Origin of the sequence: Amycolatopsis sp. 505, from assembly GCF_031625235.1 — a bacterium.
GTDB lineage: Bacteria > Actinomycetota > Actinomycetes > Mycobacteriales > Pseudonocardiaceae > Amycolatopsis.
The window spans coordinates 34,763-54,015 of the sequence record NZ_JACKQP010000021.1 but is presented as its reverse complement, the minus strand read 5'-3'; the positions used below and the strand labels follow the sequence as shown (position 1 = coordinate 54,015).

18 protein-coding genes are annotated in these 19,253 nt (G+C 68.7%); 3 read left to right on the top strand and 15 right to left on the bottom strand.

What is annotated here, in order from left to right; all coding sequences use genetic code 11:
* Window positions 1-76: 76 nt before the first annotated feature.
* The 3 genes from H5965_RS45175 to H5965_RS45165 form a co-directional block, all read right to left on the bottom strand.
* Window positions 77-2,032 (bottom strand): S53 family peptidase, encoded by a 1,956-nt coding sequence (locus H5965_RS45175; RefSeq protein WP_310977483.1) that lies wholly within the window; start codon window positions 2,030-2,032, stop codon window positions 77-79.
* Window positions 2,033-2,376: 344 nt separating this feature from the next.
* Window positions 2,377-2,574 carry a hypothetical protein gene (locus tag H5965_RS45170; protein WP_310977482.1) on the bottom strand — a complete coding sequence of 66 codons (198 nt, stop codon included), beginning with the start codon at window positions 2,572-2,574 and terminating at the stop codon, window positions 2,377-2,379.
* A gap of 376 nt (window positions 2,575-2,950) precedes the next feature.
* A complete protein-coding gene (locus H5965_RS45165) occupies window positions 2,951-3,790 on the bottom strand; it encodes a hypothetical protein (RefSeq protein WP_310977481.1) in 840 nt (279 codons plus the stop codon).
* A 390-nt stretch (window positions 3,791-4,180) separates the two neighbouring features.
* Between H5965_RS45165 and H5965_RS45160 the strand changes: the two genes are divergently transcribed.
* Window positions 4,181-4,768, top strand: coding sequence for a helix-turn-helix domain-containing protein (locus H5965_RS45160; protein ID WP_310977480.1), 588 nt, complete (start codon window positions 4,181-4,183; stop codon window positions 4,766-4,768).
* Window positions 4,769-4,941: 173 nt separating this feature from the next.
* Entirely contained in the window at window positions 4,942-7,302 is a 2,361-nt protein-coding gene (locus H5965_RS45155) for a LuxR C-terminal-related transcriptional regulator (protein WP_310977479.1), read from the top strand.
* Between the two features lie 27 nt (window positions 7,303-7,329).
* Here H5965_RS45155 and H5965_RS45150 read toward each other — a convergent pair whose 3' ends face one another.
* The gene (locus H5965_RS45150; protein ID WP_310977478.1) at window positions 7,330-8,637 is read right to left on the bottom strand and encodes a cytochrome P450; all 1,308 of its coding nucleotides are present in this window, start codon (window positions 8,635-8,637) and stop codon (window positions 7,330-7,332) included.
* Between the two features lie 791 nt (window positions 8,638-9,428).
* On the opposite strand from H5965_RS45150, the gene H5965_RS45145 reads away from it, so the two are divergent.
* Window positions 9,429-9,662, top strand: a complete 234-nt coding sequence (locus H5965_RS45145) for a hypothetical protein (protein WP_310977477.1) — start codon at window positions 9,429-9,431, stop codon at window positions 9,660-9,662.
* 112 nt (window positions 9,663-9,774) lie between these two features.
* Here H5965_RS45145 and H5965_RS45140 read toward each other — a convergent pair whose 3' ends face one another.
* The 11 genes from H5965_RS45140 to H5965_RS45095 form a co-directional block, all read right to left on the bottom strand.
* Window positions 9,775-10,017 (bottom strand): hypothetical protein, encoded by a 243-nt coding sequence (locus H5965_RS45140; RefSeq protein ID WP_310977476.1) that lies wholly within the window; start codon window positions 10,015-10,017, stop codon window positions 9,775-9,777.
* Window positions 10,017-12,131, bottom strand: coding sequence for a tetratricopeptide repeat protein (locus H5965_RS45135; protein WP_310977475.1), 2,115 nt, complete (start codon window positions 12,129-12,131; stop codon window positions 10,017-10,019). The genes H5965_RS45140 and H5965_RS45135 overlap by 1 nt, the downstream gene beginning before the upstream one ends.
* Window positions 12,065-12,781 carry an HAD hydrolase-like protein gene (locus H5965_RS45130; protein ID WP_310977474.1) on the bottom strand — a complete coding sequence of 239 codons (717 nt, stop codon included), beginning with the start codon at window positions 12,779-12,781 and terminating at the stop codon, window positions 12,065-12,067. The genes H5965_RS45135 and H5965_RS45130 overlap by 67 nt, the downstream gene beginning before the upstream one ends.
* A 469-nt stretch (window positions 12,782-13,250) precedes the next feature.
* Window positions 13,251-13,835, bottom strand: coding sequence for a hypothetical protein (locus H5965_RS45125; protein ID WP_310977473.1), 585 nt, complete (start codon window positions 13,833-13,835; stop codon window positions 13,251-13,253).
* 86 nt (window positions 13,836-13,921) lie between these two features.
* Window positions 13,922-14,305, bottom strand: coding sequence for a helix-turn-helix domain-containing protein (locus tag H5965_RS46290; RefSeq protein WP_396137009.1), 384 nt, complete (start codon window positions 14,303-14,305; stop codon window positions 13,922-13,924).
* An 11-nt stretch (window positions 14,306-14,316) separates the two neighbouring features.
* Window positions 14,317-14,724 carry a helix-turn-helix transcriptional regulator gene (locus H5965_RS45120; RefSeq protein WP_310977472.1) on the bottom strand — a complete coding sequence of 136 codons (408 nt, stop codon included), beginning with the start codon at window positions 14,722-14,724 and terminating at the stop codon, window positions 14,317-14,319.
* Window positions 14,725-14,783: 59 nt separating this feature from the next.
* A complete protein-coding gene (locus H5965_RS45115) occupies window positions 14,784-15,971 on the bottom strand; it encodes an rRNA adenine N-6-methyltransferase family protein (protein ID WP_310977526.1) in 1,188 nt (395 codons plus the stop codon).
* A gap of 324 nt (window positions 15,972-16,295) precedes the next feature.
* Window positions 16,296-16,901 carry a Scr1 family TA system antitoxin-like transcriptional regulator gene (locus H5965_RS45110; RefSeq protein ID WP_310977471.1) on the bottom strand — a complete coding sequence of 202 codons (606 nt, stop codon included), beginning with the start codon at window positions 16,899-16,901 and terminating at the stop codon, window positions 16,296-16,298.
* Window positions 16,902-17,025: 124 nt separating this feature from the next.
* Window positions 17,026-17,649, bottom strand: coding sequence for a hypothetical protein (locus tag H5965_RS45105; protein WP_310977470.1), 624 nt, complete (start codon window positions 17,647-17,649; stop codon window positions 17,026-17,028).
* A 340-nt stretch (window positions 17,650-17,989) separates the two neighbouring features.
* Window positions 17,990-18,880: an SAM-dependent methyltransferase gene (locus H5965_RS45100; protein WP_310977469.1), complete on the bottom strand. Its 891-nt coding sequence runs from the start codon at window positions 18,878-18,880 to the stop codon at window positions 17,990-17,992.
* On the bottom strand, window positions 18,877-19,119 hold the full coding sequence (locus H5965_RS45095; RefSeq protein ID WP_310977468.1) for a hypothetical protein: 243 nt from the start codon (window positions 19,117-19,119) through the stop codon (window positions 18,877-18,879). Before H5965_RS45095 ends, H5965_RS45100 begins: the two co-directional genes overlap by 4 nt.
* Between the last annotated feature and the right edge of the window lie 134 nt (window positions 19,120-19,253).

Below are 19,253 nucleotides of genomic sequence, written 5' to 3'. Positions count from 1 at the left end.
CGCGGCCTCCTTCTTGGTGGTCGAGGTGATGAGGTGGGGTGGCTGCCGCCCCCGGGTCGGCAGCCACCCCGCGGTGCTACTGGCCGAGCGCGGCGACGAAGCCCGTGGCTGGGGTGCCGATGCCGGTAACCGGGTCCCAGCCGGTTCCGGACTGCAGCGTCTGGGGCTTGCTGTCGAGGTCGAGCAGGTACGAGCCGGACGCCGAGGGCACGGTGACGTGGCCGAACCCGGCCATGTACGGCGACCAGATCCCGGCCTTGACCGGCTTCACGTCGGTGATCTGCGGCTTCGACGACATGGCGTAGAGCGCGGCGTTGAGGAATCCGAGCCGGCCGCCGCCGTGGGCCTGCTGGGCGTTGGCGACCAGGCCGACGAGGATCGGCGCGGCCAGGGACGTCCCGCCGCTGGAGTAGGCGGCGTAGCCCTGCGGCGTGGTGAAGCCGATCGCGAGTCCGGTGTAGGAGTCGGCGAGGGCGGAGATGTCCGGGACGGCGCGGTGGCCGCCGGCGATCGCGGCCGGGACGACGCCGGTCTGGTAGTCGGGCTGGTCGTAGATCTTGCTGACGCCGCCACCGGCGCCGCCGGCGAAGCGGCCGTCCGCGTCGGACTGCGGGGTCCACGTGTTGCCGGACTGGGTGTTGCCGCTGTTTTCCCAGCCGGTCTGGAACTTCACGCGGTTGCCGGCGTCGAGCGCGACCGAGGTCCCGCCGACGGCGGTCACCCACGGGTGCGAGGCCGGGTAGCTGGCTTCGGCGCGCCCGGCGGCGGCCGGGGCGGAGTTGTCGCCGGAGTCACCGGAGGCGAACAGCAGGGCTTGGCCCTGGATGGCGGCCTGGACGGCGATGGCGCCCAGCTGGTCGCGTTCGGCCTGCGAGACGCTGCTCTCGCCGGGGTAGAGCCAGGAGTTGTTGATGACGCTGACCTTGTCGTCGGCGACGGCCTTGTTGAGGGTGTTGAACAGGTCGAGGCAGGACGCGCCCGCGTAGTAAGTGATCTTCGCGGCCGGGGCGACTTCGTGGATGGCCTGGACGTCGAGGGCCTGTTCGCTGGCCCACGAGTCGGGCCCGCACCGGTCCTGATCGGTGAAGGCGCCGGGGAGGACGGCGCTGTACTGGCCGCTGGTGAGGGCCGGGGCGCCGAACTGCCCGGCGGCGCGGTTGGTGTCGGCCACGATGGTGGACAGGTTGTAGGCGCCGACGATGCCGACGGTCTGCCCGGCGCCGGTGGCCGTGCTGGGCAGACCGTAGATCGCGCGCAGCTGCGGGCTGGTGTAGCCGCAGAGCGCGTTGCTCTGCTGCCCGGCGGCGTACTTCTGCGGCACGTTCGCGTTGTTGGTCTCGGCCCAGAAGCGGGCGCAGCTGTTCGGGTCGCCGGCCGCCGGGGTGACGCCGGGCCGGGTGCCGTCTGGGCGGGTGGCGGTGGCTTGGGCTGGGGTGATGGTCTTGCTCGAGTCGTCCAGGCCGAGCACGGCGGTGACGGCGCCGCGGATGGCGGCCGGGACGGTCACGGCGGACTCCGGCGCGGCAAGGACGTGCGTCCGGCCGTCGCGCGTGGTGTGGCGGTAGGTCGCCAGGGAGGTGCGGAAGGCGGCCTGCAACTCGGCAACGGTCGCGTCGGCTTCGATGAAGTGCCGGTTCTCGGCTGTGGCAGTCACGCGCAGGCCTTGGCCGCGCAGCCAGCGGATGACCTGGTCGACGGTCTGTTGGGTCGGGCCGAAGCGGTCGACGAACTCGGCGTTGCTGAGGTGCTGGCCGAACTTCGGCGAGCCCGGTGTCGACACGGCCTTCGCGAGAGCTTCGGCTCCGGCGGGATCGCGCAGGGAGAGCGCGACCTGGACGTGGCGGTGCTGGCCGGGGTCGGCATGGCCGACTCGGGCGGCGGGCGTGGCCCAGCTGGGCACGGAGCCCTCGACCGTGGTGCGGGTATCGGGCGTGGTGGTGTCCTGGGCGGTCGCGGCCGGTGCGGCGGCGACTCCCACGAGTACCGCGCACCCGGCGATCAGCCCGGCCGCGCGGGAAGGTCGTACTGCCATGAATGGCCCCCGTATTCATTGTCTGGTTCCGACGCGCCGCTCCCAATCCACGACATTCGTGTTCAGGCAACGGGCGGTTTGGCGTCTTCAGCGATGGATATCGATCAGACGTGATTCGGCTGCGTTGACTGCGCGGCCCCCTCGGTGTCGGTCAGCTGCTGCCGACCTGACCAGCGGCGATGCCCGCCGGACGTCACCACCTTGCACGGACACACCGGACGTTGTCAACTGCATCCATCATTCATTTTTAGCCGATATTTAGCGTCATTTTTTCTGCGCAACAACGGCCCCGATCGATGAGTTCGGATCGAGGTGACAAGGAGGGGCTGTTTTGTGTTTTGGCTTTATCCTGTGGCGGGGTCGATGCGTTGTGCGACGAGGTTTCGCTGTGCGCCGCAGACGGAGGCGCCGACGCGGGCGACGTAGCCGGTGATCCGCACACGTTCGGTGCTTGGCGCCGTTCCGGCACGGACGGCGCCGAGCCGCTGCGTGGCAGCCGGGCCGACCAAGCTGAAGGCCTGCGAGCCGATGGTGAGCTGCACACATCCTGGGTGCGGCATCGTCCAGGTGACCTGGCCGTCGATCGTCAGCGGTCGGCCGTCGGTGTCCGGCGGCGGTAGTGGAACCGATGATGCAGGCGGTATCGGCGGCGGAGGGGCCGAAGGCCGCGGCGAGTTCGAGCATCCGGCGAGCGCGGCGGCCGCAGCGCCGGCGATCATGGCCATTGCTCGCCGACGCTGTCGCTGCGGGTGGCCTGCTGGGCTGTGGAGCCGGATCATGTTGTCCCCCTGAGGAATGCTCGTCGCTGCACCGTCCATCGGGGACGGTGCAGCGACGAGGGGGTGAGCACCGCGGTGGTCACGGTCACCGCGCGCTCGGGTTTGCGGGATCGAAGTGTCCTCGGTGATGTCGGCTGCATCATCCGGCCTCGGCGTGCATGTGCGCTGCGCGCGAGCGGCGGGCCGCGTGGATGGTCTCGGCGGCCAGGATCAGCGAGTTCGGGCAACGCATCGCCGGCAGGATCGGGGCCAGGATGCTGGTGGCTTCGTCGAGCGTGGTGAGGCCGGTGCCGAGTAGCCAGAAGGTGTGCGGGCCGCTGCCCGCGCGCCGGACGGCGTAGACCTCGGTGGTGGTCGGCAGGTAGCCGAGGACCCAGCTGCCGGTCAGGTAGTGCGGGGGCAGTTCGCTGGGCTCGTCGTCGGGCTCTCGTCGCCAGTGGGCCCCGAACTCCTCGATGCCGGCCAGTGCGGAGCCGCCCCAGCCGTCGGGGCGGGCGCGTCGGTGGTCGAGCTGGGCGGCGAGGAACTCGTCGAGAATCACTTCGACGTAGGCCGGTGGTTCGGGGTTGCGCTGCCAGCCCTCGGCGACGTCGCGCAGCAGGCCGTCCGGGGCGAGGCTGATGACGAACTCGCGAAGGACTTCGATGGTGATGGTGACGTCGTCGAGTTGCTCGACGATGCGGGTGTGTCCGGCGACGGCGTCGGCTCGGGTGCGCCCGGTGACCGGGTGAGTCGCTGCGCTGCGGCCGCTGTAGTGCCGGGTGATCTCGCGGGCGGCGGCCTCGGCGTCGGCGCGAAGGCGGCGTGCCAGCGCGGCGAGCGTGCCGTCCAGCCGTAGGAGGTCTGCGCCGACGTCGGCGGTGAGGTCGTCGGGGCCGTAGAGCAGGAGGCCTTCGACCGGTTCGGGGACCGGTTCGGTCCGGTTGCCGAGCCGGACCCGGAGGCGGTTGTGACGGTGGAGCCAGGTGTGCGGCGACATGAACGTTCCCCCCAAGGTCCCGCTCGCGAGTGATGCGGGCTGCATCACTGGTGTTCCAGGTGACGGGCCGCCGGCCGGGGTGCTGCCATCGTGGTGTGGCTACCCGGTCGGCGGCCCGCCCGGTGGGGCCGCAGGGCGGCGCGGCCCGGCTACGCCGGCGTCGGCTCCTTCCGCGGAGTCGGCACCGGCACGTTCTGGTTGGGCGGAGCCTCCCGGTGGCCGGGTCGGCTATCCCACCTTGTAGACGGTTGCTCCCTACACGATTTTGTAATGATTCACGGAGACCGCTTCCCGTGAATGATGACTCTGGTTACTATCGCTTTCGACGATAGACGAGTTTCGCGGCTTGTCAACTGTAGTCATCATTGCGCAGGTCAGGACACTGAAGACGTGACCTGCGTGGCGAGGCCGACCAAGGAGGATGCGGTGGAGGGCGGCAACCCGGTGTCAACGGTGGAGCAGGAGGGCCGCAAATTACCGACCCTTGGGCAACGCATCTACTTCCTGTTCGAACGCATCCGCCGCCCCGACGGGGAGAAGTGGACCCACGAGCAGGTGGCAACCTTCGTCGCCGAGAAGATGGGCGTCAGCATGGGACGGCAGTACATCTCCGTGCTGATCCGAGACCGGAAGGCGAACCCGAGCCGCGCGCATCTGCAGGGCCTCGCGATGTTCTTCGGCGTGTCGGCGGCGTACTTCTTCGACGACGAGAAGAGCGCCGAGATCGCGCGGCAAGTCGAGGTCGCGGTCGCGTTGCGCGATCCACGCACCCGGCAGCTGGCGTTGCGCCTGCTTCAGGCCACCGAGCCGTCCGACGTGTCCCTCGTCGCCGACGTCGTGGGTGCGATCGGGGATCGGCCCGCGTTGCGCCATGCGCTCGAAGTGCTGCTGTCGTTGGATGATGCCCGCCTTCAAGCAGCCGTCGATGTCTTGAAGGGTGTGACGGCGGCGACGGGGTCGCAGGACGCTGCAAGCTGATACCGCCTGCATCAGCCTCTCGGGCTCGATGGCGGCGACTCGCCGCACGACAGTGTTGCTGACCTGCGGTGATCGTCGATCGCACAGGTTATGGTGGGGTGATCAGGGAGGCGATTGGGGGACTCCGCCGCGGTGCTGAAGACGCGGCTGGGGCCCCCCGGGGGAGTACACGAGTGCTGAGCGATGCGTTCAGAAACCATGTCGGCGGCCGGCCACCGGAGGGCGCAGACGAGGCAGTCCGGCCCGCGCTGCTGCCGGCCGAGCTGTCGAGTTTCGTCGGGCGGGATGAAGAGCTGCGCGAGGCTCGGCGGCTGCTGACGGAAGCGCGGCTGGTCACGTTGAAGGGACCCGGCGGAATCGGCAAGACCCGGATCCTGCGTCGCCTCGCCCGCCAACTGCAGGAGGAGCACGCGTACCGCGACGGTGTGGTGCTTGTGGAGCTGACCGACGTACGCTCGAACGAACTCGAATCGGCCGTGGCCGAGGCACTCGGAATCCCGGCGAACTCGGCCCGCCACGGGACTGCGCGGCTGATGGCGCACCTGCGCGCCAAACGGCTGCTGCTGATGCTCGACAACTGCGAGCACCTGGTCGACGATGAGGAAGACAGCGCCCTGGCACAGCTGGTCCGCACCCTGCTGGAGACAGCGCAAGACCTGCAGATTGTCACCACCAGCCAAGCCGCGATCCGGGTGGACGGTGAGGCCTGGCTCGACATCCCAGGCCTGCCCGAGGACGAGGCGCTGCAGCTGCTGCGCGACCGTGCAAGAGCCATCCGTGCCGAGATCCCACCCGAGCACGATTCCGCCGCCCGCACCGTCGTCAACCGACTCGACCGGATGCCACTGGCTATTGAGCTGATCGCCGGCCGCATGGACACCGTCTCGATGACCGACCTGGCCAAGCGCACCGATCTGCCGATCAGCTTGGCCGGAGGCACCTCGGCCAAGCGCTCCCACCGGAAGCTGGAGTGGACGGTCGCGTGGTCCTACGGGCTGCTCGGCGAGCCGGAGCAGCAGCTGTTGAAGCGGCTCTCACTGCTGGCGGGAAGCTTTGAGCTCGACGACGCGGCCGCGCTGGGGTCGGACCTCGGGGACCGATACGTCGTCGCGGACCTGCTGAATGGCCTGCACAAGAGGTCTTTCATGGTCGCCGAGCAGCATGGTGAGGGCCAGCGGTTCAAGTTGTGGGAGTCGACCCGCGCATTCGCTTACGAGCAGCTGAGCGATGAGGAAGCCGACGAGCTGCGCGAACGCCACGCCGACCACTACGAGGCGCTGGCCTGCCGGGGCGCAAAGGAGTACTTCGGGCCGAACGAGCCCGGCTTGCTCGACGGCCTGAGCCTGGCGCTGCCGAACCTTCGCCTCGCCGAGGAAACCCGGCTGGCCAATCCTGACACGGTGCTGCGGGGCATGGACTTGGTTACCAACCTCGCCAGGACCCGCCTGTTCTACTTCATCGGCCGGTTGACCGAGAGCAACAGCATGTTGCAGACGGCTCTTCGTTGTCACCCTAAAGAGCCGAGTCACACCTTGGTGGGCGCGCTGTCGTTCGCCGCGACCGTGGCGCTGTGCCAGGGTGACAAGGAGCGTGCCGACGAGCTGTTGGTGGCTGCCGAGGACGCTGCCCGGCAACTGGGCTGCTTCGACGATTTCGGGCCGCTGCTGTATGCGCGGGCCACCCGGTTCTGGCTCATCGAGCGGGACCTGAATCAAGCCCGGCTATCGCTTCCGCTGTTCGACCAGGCCGAGGCGTGGTTCCGCGATCAGGATGCGCCGGGCGACGCCTGGATGGCCCGGCTGTTCCAGGTGATGGCCGCGACGATGCTGGGCGTCCGCGAGGTCGCGATGCCGGAGAGCGCGCGGCTGCTGGCCGACGCGGAGGCGGCGGGCGCCGCCTGGTGCATCTCCTGGGCGCGGTGGGCCTGTGCGCTGGTGGAGCTGCTGTTCGGCCAGGACCTCGGACGGGCAGTGAAGCTGGCGCAGCAGGCATTGGCGGCGCAGCGTGACATGGGCGACAAGTGGGGCCTGCTCTGGTCGATCTGGTTGATCGCCCTGATCGCAGCACGGCTGGGCCAGTACGGTCGAGCCGCCCAGTTGCTGGCCGGCGTCGCGAAGTTCCAGCAGGAGGCCGAGCTCATCGTGCCGGCCCTGCTGCCCTTCTTCGAACTGCAGCGGCAGACCGAGGTCACACTGCAATTCGAACTGGAAGCGTTGGCGACCGAGCGGGAAAAGGGGGCCGGGCTGACGCGTGATGGGGTCGTCGCGCTGGCCCTGCAGCGGCTGTCCGCTCCGCCGCCACCGGCAGTCAAGGCCAAGCGCCCGGGCGGCTTGACCAAGCGCGAATACGAGGTCGCGCGGCTGATCGCCGAAGGGAAGACGAACCGGGAGATCGCCGACCGCCTCGAGGTGACGCTGCGGACCGCGGAGACCCACGTCCAGAACGTCGCGAACAAGCTGGATGCGCACGGTGAAGGACGACGTGGCCGAGTGGTCAAGATCCGCGAGTGGATCGAGGCGAACCGACCGAGCTGATCGGCCCCGGCGGTGATACCGCCTGCATCACCGGTAGGTGAAGTCCAGGCGGGCGGGCAGCCGCTCCCAGCCGTTCATGATCGGGCTCCGCCGGCGGCGAAGGGTGTGCTGGTCGATCAGTTCGGCCCGGGGGAACGCGCGGGCCAGGGTGTCGAGCACGACGTGGGCCTCCATGCGGCCGAGCGTCGCGCCGAGGCATCGGTGCAGCCCGAAGCCGAACCCGAGGTGACGAAGAAGGTCCTGGCGGTCGCGGTGCAGGTCGAGCATGCCGGCGTGCTTCCCGAATCGGCGAGGGTCTCGATTGGCGCTGTGCAGGCAGATGAGGACGATTTCACCGGGCAGGAGTGTGGTCCCGCCGTAGTCAACGGGCTCGACGACGACGCGGTGGGTGGCCATCCGAACCGGGCTGTCGTAGGCCAGGACGGCCTCGACGACGTTGGGGATGATCTCGGGCTGCTCGCGCACCAGCCGCCACCGGTATCTCCGGTCCTGCAGCAGTGCTCGTAGCGCGTTGCCGATGAGGTTTGCGGTGGTGTCGTGCCCGGCGTTGAGCAGCAGGAAGAGGGTGCCGAGAAGTTCATTGTCGGCCAGCTTGTCGGTTTGGTCGTCGCCGACGTGGATCAATGCGGAGACCAGGTCATCGCCGGGCCGGCGGCTCTTGTGTTCGATGAGGTCGGTGAAGAACGCAGCGAGCTCGTCGGAGGCAGCCGGGGCCGTGTCCGGGTTGTTCTCGTTAAGGGCGTCCACGAGTGGCCGCAGTGGCTCGCGCTCGCCGTCCGGCACGCCCAGGAGCTCGCAGATCACTGCGAGTGGCAGGGGAACGGCGACCTGGCTGATCAGGTCGACCGGCTCGTTGACGGGCAGGGCGGCCACCAGTTGGTTGGTCATCTCCTGGAATCTCGGTTTCAGCGCCTCGACCCGCTTGGTCGTGAACGCGTTCATGAGCAGCTTGCGCAGGCGGGTGTGCTGGGGCGGGTCGCTGAACAGCGCGTGCGGTAGCTCGAACATGCCGGACACTCTGCGGTCGCCGTACCCGGCTTCCACGAGCTGGCGGCCGATTGCCTTGACGAGGGTGGCGCCGTCCTTGCTGAGTCGGCGGTCGTCGAGTGCGACGCGGGCGTCGTCGTAGCGGGTGATCACCCAGACCGGCAGGCCGTCGGGGAGGGTGGCGGCCGTGACTGCGGCGCGTTCCCGCTCGTCGTCGCTGATCCTGAGCGGGTCGTTCAGATCCTCGAGGCTGAAGAAGCCAGCGGTCCGGGTCATGTCCTTCTCCCCTGAGGTGCACAGTCGCTCCACGCGGCGACGGGATGTACGCGGCCGGATGCCGGCTCCCACATCGCTCACCGCGAGTTCGTTCCGCGGCAGTCCCCCTGTCTGCGCGGTGTGGCGCACCCCAGCCCGGCACGGCAGTCGTCCGCGGTGCCGAATTAAGCATCGGCGATTACTTGACCCAATTCATCGTCGCTACTACGGAAATCACCGAAGCTCGACTACGTAGAGCCCGGACAGACACTACGTACGATAATCGGAAAAGGCTACTGAGATGATTGAAACCCGCGGTCGACATCACTTTTTCGGGTTCGCGATTAATCTAGAAGTCAGCCCCTTATTCCGATCAACCGACCAGCAGCACCTAAGGCTTTGCAACTTGCAGACTCGATGATGCACATATGCGTCTTACCTGGTCAGCAACTCGTATCGACGAGTTCGAGACACTGCCTGTCTGTACGTAGCGGCTCTGAAGCGCTACTCCATGCTAACTCGTGGGTCGTTGGCGGAGCGGTGGACAAAAACACGACATCGAATGTGCCGTATCGCGTTGACAGCCGACGTTTTGCGCCTATTGTTGCTACGTCGGAGGGTGATCCGTTCGGCGTCCAAGCAGGTACGAGAAATCTTGAGACCTCACGAAAGCCGTGTGGTTTCACCGGTGCAGGGGAGCGGTGAAACCACGCCGGTCGGGGGGAGGTCGCAGTTGGGCCGGAGCCGGTGGGGCGGGAGCGCCCGGCGGCGGAACGGTGCGGGCTACGCGAGGGGGCGTGGCCAGCTGCGTCAGGGGCGGCAAGTTCAAACAGCCGGACGTCGTCGCCACAGCAGGGCCGGGATGATCAAGGGGTAGGGGATCGATGTCAGCGCAGCTCGTCGGCCGCCAAGGCCATTCCGCGGGGTCGGGAGGTCGGTACCGGATAACGCCGTTCGGCGGGGTGCTGATCGAGCCCGAACGACCAGCGCAGGCGGAGGCCGGCGCGCAGGTGATCGACCAGGCGGCTTTCGATCAGCTGATGCGGCTGATGCCGGACCTCGACCCGGATGTGGTGAAGAAGATCATGGGCGTCGTGATCCGTCCGGAAGAGGCATGAGCTGAGCGAATGGGTCGCTGGGCCTGCGGCCACGAGGTGATGCAGGCCGCATCGCTGCCCGCGTTGCGGGCAGCGACTGCGCTCACCGACGTCCCGTCTTCACCGCCTGAGTTCAGAGCAGGTTGCCGCTGGAGTTGACGATGCTGTTCAGATCGGCGGAGCGCCTCCTGCGCCTGCGACGGCGGCGTTCTTCTTTCTCGTCGTGAGGCGCCGGGGCTGTGCTGAGCCCACCCTCGGCGAGGAGGTCCCATCGGCCAGCGACTTCGTCGCGGTCCATGCGCCCACCGTCGGCGAGATCTCCGGTTGCTGCATCCCAGCGGCGTGCGATGACGTCGTGGTCCATCTCGTCGCTCATCAGCGTTCGCCGTCCGAGTGGGTTGGCCGCTCCAGGGCGTCGAGGGCGGCGCGGGCGAGATCCAGGGAGACCCCGCCGAGGTCGCGGACCAGCTCGACCGCTTCGGTCAGGTGCCGGCGGGCTTGCTCGATGTTCCCGCGCCGGACGGCGACGTCGCCCTGCGCGCGCAGAACATCGGCCTCGTAGGTCGGGGACGCCTCCCGGCTCAACACGTGTCGAGCGCGGGCCAGCCGCTCGTCCGCGACGTCGTACCGCCCGGCCCGCGCGTCGATCCGGGCCAGCCCGAGTGCGGTTCGGGCTTCGTCCTTAGGGGAGCGGAGCTCGGCGAACATCTGCTGAGCGGCGAGTAGGTGCCGTTCTGCTTCGTCATCGCGGTCGACGAGCAGGAGCACGTCGCCGAGGCGTCGATGTCGTGACGCGACCCCGCGCGGGATCCCCAGTTCGTCTTCGATGTGCAGGCTGTCGGTGAAGCACGCGATCGCGGTGTCGAAGTCGTGGTCGTCCTGCGCAATGCGGCCGAGCTGTTCCAGCGCGGCTGATTCGTTTCGCCGGTCCCCGGCGCGTCGCGCCAGCTCGATGGCCGCCTGGGTTTCGGTCCTGGCGGGTTCTCGCTGGCCCAGGTCAAGGTGAGCCCGGCCCAGCTGGTAGTGCAGCCGGGACTCGGCGATCGCGTTGCGGCAGCGCTCCGCCGCGGTGATGCCGAGGTCGTGGGACCGCAGCCACTCGGTGTAGTGCTTGCGGTACAGCATCAGCTCCCAATGGGCTTCGCACAGCTGCCAGGCGAGTTCGTCGTGGCGATTGAGGACGGCTTCTTCGAGCACGGCCAGTACGTTCGGCAGCTCCCCGGCGAGCCAGTCCAGGGCGGCTGCGTCGGAGCTGAACGCAGGCGGCTCGCCGGCGAGATCGTCGGCGACGGGGCTGACTCGCCAGCGCATCGGGATGACAACCAGGTTCGCGCGGGTCATCTGCTGCAGGTACCAACGGGCCGCCCGAGGGAGGACCTCGTCGCCGTCGTCGGCGCGCTGGGAGCGCGCGTGTAGCCGGACGAGGTCGTGGAATCGGTAGCGGCCGTGCGCGACCTCTTCGACCAGGCTGGCGTCGGCCAGGGTCTGCAGCACCAGCGCGATGTCCGGCTTGGCCATCTCGGTCACCGCGGCGGCCAGATCGATCCCGAAATCCCGAGTCGGAAGCCGGCCTAGCAGCCGGTACAGGTCGAGGGCGTAAGGCTCCAAGTCCTGGCAGGCCCAGTCGAACACCGCCGTGACCGGCGTCTCCGCATCGGAGAGCTGATCGAGGGCGGCCAGTCGGGACCGTTCGTCGCGCAGCTGCTCCACCACCCGCGACACCGACCAATGGCGGCGGGTGGCCAGCCGCGCGGCGACGACGTGCAGGGTGATCGGAAGGCAGCCGCACAGGAGCGCGAGTTCCGCCACGGCGCGGCGGTCGTGCGCACGCTCTTCGCCCACCAGCCTGATCAGCAGCATCTCCGCGTCGTGCGGCGCGAGCGGTGGGACCTCGATGAATTGCGCGCCCTCGGTGTACAGCCCATCCAGGTGCCGGTGGCTGGTGACCACCACGACGCATCCGGCCGACGCCGGGATCAGGGGGCGAACCTGCTGGACCGACACCGCGTTGTCGATGACGACCACGAGCATCCGCCGCGCGTCGGCGGTGAGCGTGCGGTACAGGCCCACCTGCTCGACCGGGTTCACCGGCACCCGTTCCGGCTCGACGCCCAGCGCGCGCAGGAAGCCGGCCAGCACCACGGCCGGGAAGGCAGCGGGATCGTCGGAGGAGCCAGAAAGGTCTGCGTAGAGGTGGCCGTCTTTGAACCGTTTGGCGTGGTTGCGAGCCCAGGTCACGGCCAAGGCGGTCTTGCCGACCCCACCGAGCCCTATGAGTACCGCGACGCCGGGCCGGGATTCCGACCCGCTGCGGTGCTCGTCGACCAGCCGGTCGAGGTCTGCGAGCTCGTCGAGCCGGCTGACGAAGTACACCGGGGGCGGTGGCAACTGGCGTGGACGGCGCTGAGTACTGGTGGTGTCGTTCATGCGCTCTCGCCACCTTGGTAGCTGGCTGTTGCGGCCTCGGGCAGCGGCGTCCGCTCCGCCCATGCCCGAACGACCGGCACCACGTCGGCCAGGTCGGTCACCGAGACGATCCTGCCCCCGCAGTCGGCCGGGTAGACGGCGGGCTGGCTGGTGGTGCGCAGGTGGACGACGCGGGCGCCGGCGGTCCAGGCGCCGTAGACGTCGGCGACGAGCTGGTCGCCGACGTGGACGACGCTGCCTGTCACGACCTTGTGCTTCCCGGCGGTGGAATTCCAGAGCCAGGGTGTGGGCTTCGCGGCGCCGAGCGCCCAGCTGGCATACACGTCGGTCAGGGTGCGGCTGTGTACACGCCTGACGGCGGCGACTCGCTCCGGGCCGCCGGTGACGGCCATATTCGACAAGGCGACCACCGGCGCGATCTCGGCGAGTTCCTCGAGGACGTGTTCAGCGCTCGGAAAGGGCTCATACCCGCGGTCCCACTCGGTCGGGAACTTGCGGCAGGGGATGAGCAGCCGGTCGCAGACCTGTTCGACCAGGTTGGGAGTCACCTTCGGTGCCCGGTACAGCAGATCCCGCACGGTCTCGCCGACCACGGTAGGAGCAACCTCGGCGAGGGGAGTGAGCCCGGCCAGCTGTGCGCTGGTGGACAGGCCAGTGAATCTGCCCAGGGTTCTGCTGATGTCGACGGTGATCAGCGCGACGGTATCGGGCACGGGCGTGTGCTCTTTCTGTCCGGTTTGGGTTGTGGGCGTGGGGTGATGCAGGCTGGATCAGCGGCGTTCGGTGGCGGGCGCTGCTGGGCCGGGCGGGATCCGGCTGGCCGGTTGGGCAGCGGGCTCGGCTGCGGTCACGCTGGCTTGGATCGTGGGTGGCTACCGCGTCGAGGGACCGAGCTCGAGGAGAGCCGTTGTGTACCGCCGGATGTGCCGCGACGTCGTGGTGAGGGCCCAGGCGGTGCCGCCGCCAGCGATGAGCAGTCCGAGTGCGATCCACACGAGCCGGAGCCTGTGTGCCTTCGCTGGTCGCCTGTCGGTGCGAATTTCGACACTCGGCCGACCACGTGGGACGACGTGCAGGTTCACGGTTTTGGTCATGGGAACTGTCTCCCTGGTTGATGCGGCGTCGCGGGGTGGGTTCTGGTGGCGATGGGCGATGGGGTGCCGGATTGGACCCGGTCCGGCGTCAGGTCGGCGGGGGCTTCGGCCAGGAGCCGAGGTAGGCCTTGGCGCTGGCGATCATCTCCGGCACGCGGTCGACGGGGATGCCGAGCTGACCGGCGATGTCGGCGTTTGATCGTCCGGCGCGTTCGCTGTTCCAGACGATGAGCATGCGGCTGGCGCAGCCGATGCTGATCCCGCCTACCACCGCGGTACCGCTCAGCCGCCAGAGTTTGGCGCGCTCGTCGGGGCGGCCGACTGCGGACGCGTAGCAGGTGGCTTCTTCGGCCACGCGTTGCAGGAGCTGCGACATTGCCTTGATCAGCAGCTGATGAGGGGGGTCGGGTTCGCAATCGTCACAGAAGCAGAGGAACGGCGGCGGAATTTCGAGCGTCGTTGCCGCTTCAGCGGCGGTCGGCGAGATTTCGCAGCCAAAGTCGATCAGCGCATCCGCGAACGCCCTGGTGCAGTCGACGAATGCGGCGGATTCGATGGTGCTGCCCTCGGCCGCGGCGTCGTCGAGGATCGCAAGACACCGCAACCGGAGGGCCGTGATTTCGCGGAGGACGTCTGCCGAGCTGGCGGCCGGTTCGTCGGGGTTGTAGTTCATCGGCGCCTTCGGCTCTCACGAGGGGCAGTGGTTGATGATGGATGCGATTCGCGGCCGGCCCCGGCCAGGGCGAGGCATGGGCGACGTCATGGGGACCGCGGCACGATCTGCGGGGGCCGAGTCAGGGGCCGGGTGGGGGAGTAGACAGCGCGTGCTGGCGCGTGCCCCTGGGGCTGCGAGGGCTGGGCCCGTACTTGGTGTCCAGAGTGGAGGTGAGGAGCGCCCTCACCCCGCACCGCCTGGCACGGCTCCCGCCTCGCGAAGTCGTAGATGGCGCGGACCACCAACTCTTCTCGGGAGACGCCGAGGCCGTCGGCGACCTGGATGACGTAGGGAACGGTGAACGGCGTGCTTCCGCGTTCGAGTCGCCCGAGGATGCTGCGGTGGATCTTGGCCTTTTCGGCAAGTTCGGTTCCTCGCATGTTTTGCAGGTCTCGTCGGGACCGCACCCAGCCGCCGGCCAGGAGCATGTCAGGATCTTTCACGTCGGTTCTGCTCCTTCGCGTCGCTCGAAGTCGCGCAGCGCCCGCCGGGCGAGCTCGGCTCGGTCTCCGCCGAGGACGTCGGCGAGGGCGGCGACGAGTGCCAGGGAGGTGGGTGTGGTTTTGCCGAGTTCCAGCCGGCTGAGTGACCACCTGCTGATGCCTGCCGCGGCTGCCACTTGATCTTGTGACAGGCCGTGCGCGTCCCGTAGCTCGTACACGCGGTCGCCGAATGACCGGTCGTCAAGCGGAGGGAGCAGCAGGTTTCGTGGGAGACCACACGGGTTGATCCTCGGATCCCTGCCGACCTCGGCTTCGCCGCTCGGCCCCAGGGCGTTCAGGGTGTGCGGGCGGCGTCGTCGTGGGCCCGGCCGGCGTCTTTCTGGGATGGTGCTGCTCCTGTTCATGCTCGATGCGAGGGTTCGAGTGATGCAGGCGGCATCGGGCGATGCGGAACGTGCCGTGGTCACGTCGTGCTGGCCTCGCGCAGAACGAGCCATTGGCTCGGGCGTCGGAGGCGCTGTCCGTCGGGCGGGAGGTGCTCGTCGGGCGTGTCCGCGGGGAAGACGGTGATGCTGGGATGGGACGACCGGGTCCAGCTCCAGGCTCGGAGCTGTTCGCAATACGCGGTGGCTTGTCGGTGGGCGAACGGGCCGAACGCTCCGGCTCCGAGCTGGTAGAGCCGGGTTCCGTCGGGCGCGGCCGGTAGTTCCCGCCTGGTGAGGTAGGCGATGGTGCGGTGCTGGACGATCGCGGGTGTCCCGGTCGGGAAGGCGGGAGCAGGAATGCCGGGTAGGTCGCTCTTTACCGCGAGCCCGCAGGTCTCCGCCGCGGTCGCCGCGAGCCACAACCACAGCCTGTCCAGCGGGTCGCCCTCCCCGACGATCACCCCGAACCACTCCTGGGCGATGTCCTGGTGGGATCCGGGGACGTAGAGCTCGTAACGCTCGATGAGGGGCCGCTGGTCCTCGTCCCAGCTGAGGATGAGCCGCCCGCCGGGGCCGAGCGCGCTGGTGTGCTGTAGGTCGTGGTCGGCGCCGAGCAGCCGGGGGAGCGAGCAAGGGCGGCTGTCGCGGGCCTGCACAACGCCGTCGTGCTCTTGGAAGACGAAGCTGCGGCTGCCGCCCCGGAGGCGCAGCGGCACGATCAGCCGGCCCTCGGGGGCCAGCTGGCGAATCCAGGCGTCGGGGATGTCGTAGGCGCTGGCGGTGACGATGATCCGGTCGTAGCGGCCGGGCGCCCCGTCGCTGACGCTGGCGGTGATGACCTCGATGCGGGCGTAGCCGAGAGCGCGGAGGGTGCGGCGGGCGTGGGAGGCCAGGGCCTGGTCGCGTTCGATGGTGACGACTCGGCCCGCGTCGGCCAGTTCGGCGGCGAGGGCGGCGGTGTAGCCGGTGCCGGTGCCGATGAGCAGGACAGTGTGGCCGGGGCGGATGTCGGCCTGGTCGAGCATCATGGCGGCGGTGATGGGCGCGATGCTGCTGCCGGGGCGCGGCTCTGCGGTGGGCTCCGGTGTGGCGGCCAGGGCCTGCCGGTGGTCGTAGGCGTCGCAGAGCGGGACGTCGGCGAAGAAGCGGTGACGGGGCACGACGTTCAGCGCATCTTGGACTGCCTCGCTTCGTGCGTGTCCACCGTCGACGATGTTGCGGACCATCTCGGCACGCAGGCGCTCAGGGCTGGGGTGGTGGTTCATCGGGTACCTCGAGGTTCAGTCAGCGACCTGCTGCGTGCTTGCTGCCGGGTTGTTGAAATCGACGGCGGCAGAGGACGGCCAGGTAATTCGGTCAGGTGCACGGCGGCCGCCGGGTCCGGTGCGTTGGAGGTTGGTTGACCGGGTGGCCATGGCGTGCGCGAACCGCGTCGCGGCGCTGCTGCGGGCCGCGCCGCCCGCAGCAGCGCTGAAACGTCACGCGGTAGAGCCGGTTGCATAGTTGATCCCCTGGCTCGGTCGCCACGGGTGGCTGGGCGCAGTACTTCGTTACTCCAAGATCATCGACGGGTGATCTTGCACGGGGATCGCACGTTGCCGGTAACGATTGAACCGCTCAATCAATTCGACTTTGCGGACCGGATCCGTGACTTTTTCGAGTTTTCTTTCGCTGCTTTCGAAAACGACGATTTCGCCATCGACGGTGAAGGTGGTGAACGAGGTCTCCATCCCGTGGTAAACCCCGTCGATCACCGTGATGGATGCCTTTCCCGATAACTGGATGTCCCGCAGCAGGGCGTGCTGTTTCTTCATCACCTCGCGGGGCCCGACCGGTCGGCAGAGGACTGAGCCATCAACGATGAAAGAGGCGCTCAGGCCGGGGCGGAAGAAGGCTGCTCGCCGCCGGGCACGGAACACGGCGGCGCGTTCGATCAACTCGGCGCTGCATGTGTCGTCGTAGGCGTGCAGAACTCTGTCCCCGTATTGGGGATCCTGGATCGGGTTCGGAAAGACGAAAGCGTGATACTCCTGCACGCTCGTTGCCTGCGCTTCGGCGGCGACGTACTCGATGAGATCTCCTTCTTTGAAGTCTTCTCGGTAGGCTTCCCACCACGGCTCGCCAGAAGTATCGGTTGTGATGTGGTCCTGCGTCATCGTGTCCCTTTCGTCAGATTGTGCTAGTAATCGGTTTTCTCTGTTCCGCGCTCGCGTGTCGTTAGGTGATGCAGGCGGCATCACCCGGTTGTGGTTGCGTGAGCCACGCGCCGGCGGCGGGTGATCAGGGGCAGCCGTGGGCGGCAAGGGTGAATCGGGTGAGGTCGTCGGCGGGGATGACGCCTTCGCCGCCGAGTTCGGCTCGTTCGCGAGACGGCCATGAGTGGCCGGTTCGCCTGAACCACAGGGCGTTGCCGTACCGCGGGTAGACAGCAACCTCGTCGGAGGTGACGGAGACGTACCGATAGGCGGATCCGCTGTAGTCGGTTCCGGCGAGGCAGCCGCCGCGGTAGGCGTCGAGGTCGGCGCGATAGTCGGGGATGAAGGAGCCGTTGGGGCCCAGTCCGAGGGAGACCAGCCAGACGAGCAGCAGAAGCGGCGCGTTGGTCAGCAGCACGAGGCGCAGCGGGTCCGGTACTCGCCGCAGCCGAGAAGCCAGCGCCCAGCCCGCCGCTTCGCCGACAAGCCCAGCCAGGGCTGCCGCGAGCATGACGAGCGGGAACCGGAGGTAGAACTGGCCGCTCCACGTCAGCGCGGCGACGCCGAGCGCGCAGTCGATTCCCCAGACGGCGGCGAGGGCATGCGCGCCGGTCTCGGAAAGCGGAAACGGCCGAGGGCGCGGGCTTCCTAGGCGGGGCGTCATTCGCCACATCGCCGGGCGAGGCAGGCGGCCGCCGACGGTTCTCATGATCGTCTCCTGGTGGTGGGTGCTGATGGCCCGGTCTCCCGGAGGCTTGGGAGGCCGGGCCACCTGCCCGGGGGCTGCACCAGCGGGTTCCGATGTGCTGAGCGCCGTCTCCGGGGCTGGACCGGGGTGTCCGACTGCCCGGTCCTCTTCGTGGGGGTGATGCAGGCTGTATCGCCGGTGACGGCTGGCTGGCAGACACGGGGTGCCCGACCGGGAAGAGGAGTCGCGATGGTCGGGCACCCCGCCCGGCGCTCGCACAGGGCGACTCTGTGCGGGCCGGTCTCCCGTCACTCCCTGAGGGTGGGGGAGGCGGGAGGACCAGGGAAGTCGGACACCGAGGTCAGTCGGGGCCGACGGCTGCGACGACGCCGGCGACGAGCGGCCCGGTCGCCGGTTCGCTGGCCATGAGGTTGGGACCGTCGCGCCACCACTGGAAGGCGGGGACGATGTCGCAGGGTTTGCCGGGGCCGGGCTCGAGGATCGTCGTCCCGGCCACCATGGCCCGGATCTCGCCGCGGGTGGCGCTGCCCGGGTCGGGCGGGCCGTGGGATCCCATCGCGGTGCGAAAGCCGCGCACCATGGGCTCGAGTTCGGGGTCCTCGGGGTCGTGCAGGTGCGTGAGCACGACGTACGAGCCGGGTGGCAGTCGCGCGATGTGCTGCTGCGCGACGGCTGCGGCCTCCGCCCGGGTGCCAGGGTGGTAGGAGAGGACTCCGCCGAGCACGAGGCAGACCGGCCCTGGCTCGATCGGTGTGTCGTGCTTGGCCAGGCCGTCCCAGACGGCGATGGGATCCAGCGGGTCAGCAGCGACCACCCGGACCGTCTGTTCACCGTCCTCGTTGGCTACCAGTGCTCGCAGGTGAGCCAGGATCGCGGGCTCGTACTCGACGTACCAGACGCGGGCGTCGCTGTGCGTTCTGCAGACGATCTCGTCGACGCGGTCGACGTGCTGCGGCAGCAGGCCGGCCAGAGCGACCACCCACTGCGTGACGCCACGGATCGCGAGATGCCGAACGGCGCGCTGCAGGAATTCGATCTCCGACGTGAACACGAAGTACGCATCCGGCACGGCCGCCGTCAGCTTGTTGGTTACGAGCTGTTCGGCGTGGTAGTGGTCCTTGCCGCCGAGGTAGGCGTTGTAGATGCGGGCGATCATCGGGCGGGTCGGGTCGACGCCGACCGGTTGCCGCGAAATGCGTGCGCCGGGCTCGGGCGTGCGTGTCGCGTTCATGACGCGTCCTTGGCGGTCGCCTTCAGGCCGACGAGGACCTCCAGCAGAACCCGTTCTCGTTCCTTGTCGGTGACGGAACGGCCAATGGCGGCAGGGTGGGGGATCACTGCCCCGGCTTCGTCGGTTGCAACGTACAGGCGCGAGACAGGCACGGGTTGGGGGCCGAAGTCGGTGCCGAGCGCCAGCGCCAGGCCCGGCAGCCGGGGATTCTGGGGGTGGTAGTTGTCGTTGGGATCCACGAATGCCTCAGGTTTGAGCGGGTTGGTGAACAGGTCAGCGAGGAAGGCGCGCTGGCCGCGCCGCTGAAGATCACGGAGAAGGTGGCGCCGAAGCCGACGAGCCGCGACGGTCCCGCGGGTCGCTGGCGCCGGTC

Excerpts from the sequence above, each read along its gene's own strand:
- H5965_RS45135 (WP_310977475.1), bottom strand. The coding sequence starts at position 12,131 with ATGGGCGGAGCGGACGCCGCTGCCCGAGGCCGCAACAGCCAGCTACCA.
- H5965_RS45175 (WP_310977483.1), bottom strand. The coding sequence starts at position 2,032 with ATGGCAGTACGACCTTCCCGCGCGGCCGGGCTGATCGCCGGGTGCGCG.
- H5965_RS46290 (WP_396137009.1), bottom strand. The coding sequence starts at position 14,305 with ATGCTCCTGGCCGGCGGCTGGGTGCGGTCCCGACGAGACCTGCAAAAC.
- H5965_RS45100 (WP_310977469.1), bottom strand. The coding sequence starts at position 18,880 with ATGAACGCGACACGCACGCCCGAGCCCGGCGCACGCATTTCGCGGCAA.
- H5965_RS45105 (WP_310977470.1), bottom strand. The coding sequence starts at position 17,649 with ATGAGAACCGTCGGCGGCCGCCTGCCTCGCCCGGCGATGTGGCGAATG.
- H5965_RS45145 (WP_310977477.1), top strand. The coding sequence starts at position 9,429 with ATGTCAGCGCAGCTCGTCGGCCGCCAAGGCCATTCCGCGGGGTCGGGA.
- H5965_RS45140 (WP_310977476.1), bottom strand. The coding sequence starts at position 10,017 with ATGAGCGACGAGATGGACCACGACGTCATCGCACGCCGCTGGGATGCA.
- H5965_RS45125 (WP_310977473.1), bottom strand. The coding sequence starts at position 13,835 with ATGAACTACAACCCCGACGAACCGGCCGCCAGCTCGGCAGACGTCCTC.
- H5965_RS45165 (WP_310977481.1), bottom strand. The coding sequence starts at position 3,790 with ATGTCGCCGCACACCTGGCTCCACCGTCACAACCGCCTCCGGGTCCGG.
- H5965_RS45120 (WP_310977472.1), bottom strand. The coding sequence starts at position 14,724 with ATGAACAGGAGCAGCACCATCCCAGAAAGACGCCGGCCGGGCCCACGA.
- H5965_RS45110 (WP_310977471.1), bottom strand. The coding sequence starts at position 16,901 with ATGACGCAGGACCACATCACAACCGATACTTCTGGCGAGCCGTGGTGG.
- H5965_RS45115 (WP_310977526.1), bottom strand. The coding sequence starts at position 15,971 with ATGGTCCGCAACATCGTCGACGGTGGACACGCACGAAGCGAGGCAGTC.